Source organism: Actinophytocola sp., assembly GCF_049647105.1.
In the GTDB taxonomy this organism is placed as follows: domain Bacteria; phylum Actinomycetota; class Actinomycetes; order Mycobacteriales; family Pseudonocardiaceae; genus Actinophytocola.
The window spans coordinates 1-5,169 of record NZ_JBARWZ010000275.1; the positions used below are offsets into that span (position 1 = coordinate 1).

Sequence of the window (5,169 nt, forward strand, 5' to 3'; positions counted from 1 at the left end):
GGACTCGCCGTCCCGAACACCTCAGCACCCAGATGACGAGCCACCTGAACCGCCGCCATCCCCACACCACCCGCAGCGGCATGCACAAGAATGTGCTCGCCAGCCCGCACCCCCGCCAAATCAACCAGCGCGTAATAAGCGGTCAAAAACGCCATCGGCACCGACGCCGCCTCAGCAAACGACCACCCCACAGGCACCGGCGCCACCAACCGCCGATCAGCCACCGCACACGACCCAAAACCACCCGACACCAAACCAAACACCCGATCACCCGGTTCGAGATCAGCCACCTCAGCACCGACCTCAACCACCACACCCGCAGCCTCAGAACCCATCTCCGCGACCTCCGGATACGAACCCAAGGCAATCAACACATCACGGAAATTCAACCCCGCCGCACGCACCTCGACCCGAACCTCACCCGGCGCCAACGAAACCCGTGGCACGTCGACAGGTGCGAGGTTGTCCAGCGAGCCGGGTTCAACCGCGTCGAGTCGCCAGTCGGCATGGTCGGGCAGCGGCATGACAGCGGCCCGCACCAGACGCGGCACCAACGCCACCCCGCCACGAACCGCCACCTGCGGCTCATCACAACCAGCCCACACAACCTCGGCATCCGTATCCACCAACACAAACCGACCCGGATGCTCCGACTGCGCCGACCGCACCACACCCCACCCACCAGCGGCGCCGAGGTCGGTGACCGTCTCCTCCGGCCCGGTCGCGACCGCACCCGATGAGACCAGCACGAGCGGGATGTCCACATCGGACGCCAGCCGCTCCCGCACGGTGCGCAGTGCCCAGTCCGCGACGTCCTTCGGGGCGCCTGCCGGGAACCGCAGGACGTCGCCGGTCACGTCGGATCCGTCTGCCGGTCCCCAGTGGACGGTCAGCAGCGCGTCGGTGACCCGGTTCGGGGTGGCGGCGGCCGGGCGCAGGACGAGGGAGTCGACGGAGAGCACCGGCGCACCGGTGTGGTCCCAGGCGTCGAGGCGCACCGCGTCCGTCCCGGCGGCGGTCAACCGCACCCGCAGGGCGGCGGCGCCGGTGGCGTGCAGGGTGACGCCGGTCCAGGCGAACGGGACCCGGGGGGTGCCGTCGTCGAGGAGCCCGCCCGCGGCGACGGCGTGCAGCGCGGCGTCCAGCAGGGCCGGGTGCAGACCGAAACCGGCCGCCTGAGCGACATCGGGCAACACCACCTCGGCGAGAACATCGCCCCCGTGCCGCCAAACCGACCGCACACCACGGAACCCGGGGCCATAGCGCAGACCCACGTCGGCGAGGCCCTCGTAGAGGCCGGTCAGGTCGACCGGTTCGGCGTCTGATGGCGGCCAGGACGGCATGTCGCCGGGCAGGACTGTGGTGTCGGCGAGCCGACCGCTGGCGTGCCGGGTCCACGGCGAGTGCTCGTCCGGCCGGGAATGGACCTCGATGACCCGTTCCTCGGTGACCAGCACCTGGATGTCGACGGTGCCGCTCAGGACGAGCGGGGTCTCGATGGTCAGTTCGGCCACGGTCGGGTACCCGAACCGCAGTGCCATCTCGATCAGCGCGGTCCCGGGGACGACGATGTCCTGGCCGACCACGTGGTCTGCCAGCCATGGTTGCGCCGAGGTGGACAGCCGCCCGGTCGCCACGGCCACGTCCCCGGAGGCCAGTGGCATGGGCGCGCCGAGGAGGGGTTCCTGGACGGCGGCCCAGTACCGCTCGTGCTGGAACGCGTAGGTCGGCAGGTCGACGACCCGCCCGTCCCAGGCCGCGTGGACGGCGGCCCAGTCGACGGTGGCGCCGCGCGCCCATGCGGTGCCCACCGCCGTGAACAGGGCGCCTGGCTCGTCCCGACCACTCCGGAGCACGGCGACGGAGTCGGTGACGTGTGCGGACAGCACCGGGTCGGGCCCCAGCTCGACGAAGGTGACGACGCCGCGTTCACGCAGTTCCGTGACACCGTCGGCGAACCGCACGGTGTCCCGCACCTGCCGCACCCAGTACAACGGATCAGTCACCGCCCCCGGCAACGGAATCCGCGGTTCGTTGTACGTCAAGGACTCCGCGACGGTGGCGAACTCCGCCAGCATCGGCTCCATCAACCGCGAATGGAACGCATGCGACACCACAAGACGCTTCACCCGACGACCCTCAGTCCGCCACCGCTCCTCCAGAACCGAGATCTCCTCCTCAGTCCCAGACACCACAATCGACGAAGGACCATTCACCGCAGCAACATCAACACCAGCTGGAACGTCCTCTTCGGACACTTCCGCCGCCAGCATCGCCCCACCGGTCGGCAGCCCCGCCATCAACCGACCACGAGCAGCCACCAACGTGCAAGCGTCGTTCAGTGACAGAACCCCGGCGACATGCGCGGCAGCAAGCTCACCAATCGAATGACCCAACAGGTGATCCGGCGTGACACCCCACGACTCCAGCAAGCGGAACATCGCAACCTCAAGCGCGAAGATCGCCGCCTGCGCACCATCAGTCCGATGCAACAACACCTCGTCCTCGATCGGGATACTCCCCAACCGCGACGACACCTCATCCCACGCGGCAGCGAACACCGGGAACGACTCGTAGAGTTCCCGACCCATTCCGAGTCGCTGAGAACCCTGACCGGTGAACAAGAACGCCAAGCCGCCGTCGGACACCGTCCCCGTGACCGTGACCTCATCGACAAGTACCGCGCGGTGTTCCAGACAGGCGCGGGTCGTCGCGAGGGTGAAGGCCGCGTCGACCGTGCGGACCCCGTCGAGTGCGGACCGGACCCGCTCGATCTGGGCGGTGAGCCCGGCGGCGGTCCGTGCCGACACCGGCAGCGGTGCGACCGGGATGTCCGGTGCGGCAACAGCTTCCGCGACGGCGGGTGCCTGCTCGATGATCACGTGCGCGTTGGTGCCGCTCATCCCGAACGACGACACCCCCGCCCGGCGCGGCCGCCCGTCCGTTTCCCACCGCTGGGTCTCGGCCGGGAGCGCGACCGCGCCAGCCGACCAGTCCACGTGCGGTGACAGTCCGCCTGGCGGCGGCATGCCGGGGAGTTCCCCGGCCCGCGTCGCCATGACCGTGGCGATCACGCCCGCGACGCCCGCCGCTGCCTGTGTGTGCCCGATGTTCGCCTTCACCGACCTCAGCAACACCGGCCGGTCCCGGTCCTGCCCGTAGGTGGCGAGGATCGCCTGCGCCTCGATCGGGTCGCCGAGCCGGGTCCCGGTGCCGTGCGCCTCGACCACGTCGATGTCGGCGGGCGCCAGACCAGCCGCGCCCAGCGCCTGACGGATGACCCGCTGCTGCGAGGGCCCGTTCGGCGCGGTCAACCCGTTCGACGCACCATCCTGGTTCACCGAGGAGCCCCGCACGACCGCCAGCACCTGATGCCCGTTGCGTAGGGCGTCCGACAAGCGCTCCACAGCCAGCACACCGACGCCTTCGGACCAGGCTGTCCCGTCAGCCTCAGCGGAGAACGGCTTGCACCGCCCATCCGCCGCGAGCCCGCGCTGGCGGCTGAACTCGATGAACGCACCCGGTGTGGCCATCACCGTGACACCGCCGACGACCGCGAGCGAGCACTCCCCCGCACGCACCGCCTGAGCGGCCAGGTGCAACGCCACCAGCGACGACGAGCACGCGGTGTCCACGGTGACCGCCGGACCCTCCAGCCCGAACGCGTACGCGATCCGTCCGGAAAGGACGCTCGCGGCGGCGCCGGTCGCCAGTTGCCCTTCTTTCGCGTCGGCGGCGGCGATGGCGAGACGGGCGTAGTCCTGTCCGTTGGTACCGGCGAAAACCCCCGTGCGGCTACCCCTCAGCGAACGCGGATCAATCCCCGCCCGCTCGAACACCTCCCACGTGGCCTCCAGCAACAACCGCTGCTGCGGATCCATCGCAAGGGCTTCACGCGGCGAAACCCCGAACAACCCGGCATCAAACCCAGCAGCGCCGGACAGGAACCCGCCGACCCGAACAGAAGAAGTACCAACGACATCAGGATCGTCGGCGAACAACGCGTCGAGATCCCAACCTCGGTCGACCGGGAACGGGCCCATCACCTCCCCACCGGACCGCACCAAGTCCCACAACGCTTCCGGTGAGTCGACCCCACCAGGGAAACGGCAACTCATGCCGACGATCGCGACCGGCTCGTCGGACGCGGCGACGGTGACGGTCGTTGTCGCGGCGGATGTGCCCGCGAGCTTGGCCGCCAGGTGGTCGGCGAGGGTGGTGGCGTCGGGGTAGTCGAACACCAGGCTCGCGGGCAACCCCAGCCCGGTCACCGCGACGAGACGATCCCGCAACTCCACCGCCGTCAACGAATCAAACCCGAGATCACGGAACGACCGGTCGACCTCGACAGCACCCGGGTCGTCGTGGCCGAGGACGGCGGCGGCGGCCGCGCGGACCTCCGCGCACAGGATCCGCGCCCGTTCGGCCGGGCCGCGCCCGGCGAGCCGCGCGACCAGCGCGGTCTCCACGACGGCCGGTGGCTCGGGAGCGGGCAGCAGGTCACCGAGCAGCGGGCTGGGCCTGCCGGTGGTGAACGCGGCAGCAAACCGCTCCCAATCGACATCAGCCACCGTCACACACGTCTCACCACCATCGACAGCGGCCGCCAACGCGGACACCGCCAAGGCGGGAGTCATGGCGTTCAAGCCACGGCGGCTGAAGTAGTCGGCGGTGTCGCCGAGCATGCCCGCACCGGCCCACGGCCCGAACGCCACCGACGTCGCCACCAACCCACGACGACGCCGATCCTCGGCAAGCGCGTCCAGATAAGCATTCGCCGCCGAATACGCCCCCTGCCCACCACTACCCCAAACACCGGCGATAGAAGAGAACAACACAAACGCCTCAGCATCCGGCAACAACTCATCCAGATACCGCGCCCCCAACACCTTCGCCGCCACAGCCTCCGCGAACCCGGCCCCAGAAAGCTCCACAACCGCACCCGGCCGATCAACACCAGCCGCATGCACCACCGCCGTCACCGGATACTCAGCAAGCACACCAGCCAACGACTCCCGATCAGCCACATCACACCCAACAACCACAGCCTCAGCACCAAGCCCAGCCAACTCCGCGACCAACTCGGCAGCACCCGGCGCCTCCACACCACGCCGACTCACCAACACCAAACGACGCACACCACGCCCAGCCAACCACCGCGCAACATGC

Annotated in this window: 1 protein-coding gene and 1 pseudogene; both read right to left on the minus strand. The window is 69.5% G+C overall.

Features of this window, described 5'->3' with window-relative positions; translation table 11 throughout:
- Positions 1–4,727, minus strand: a 4,727-nt coding sequence (locus WBA97_RS32200; RefSeq protein ID WP_424234739.1) for a beta-ketoacyl synthase N-terminal-like domain-containing protein, incomplete at its 3' end; no start/stop codon positions are given.
- Positions 4,728–4,754: 27 nt separating this feature from the next.
- Positions 4,755–5,138 (minus strand): annotated as a pseudogene (locus tag WBA97_RS32205) (SDR family oxidoreductase); the annotation flags it as partial.
- Between the last annotated feature and the right edge of the window lie 31 nt (positions 5,139–5,169).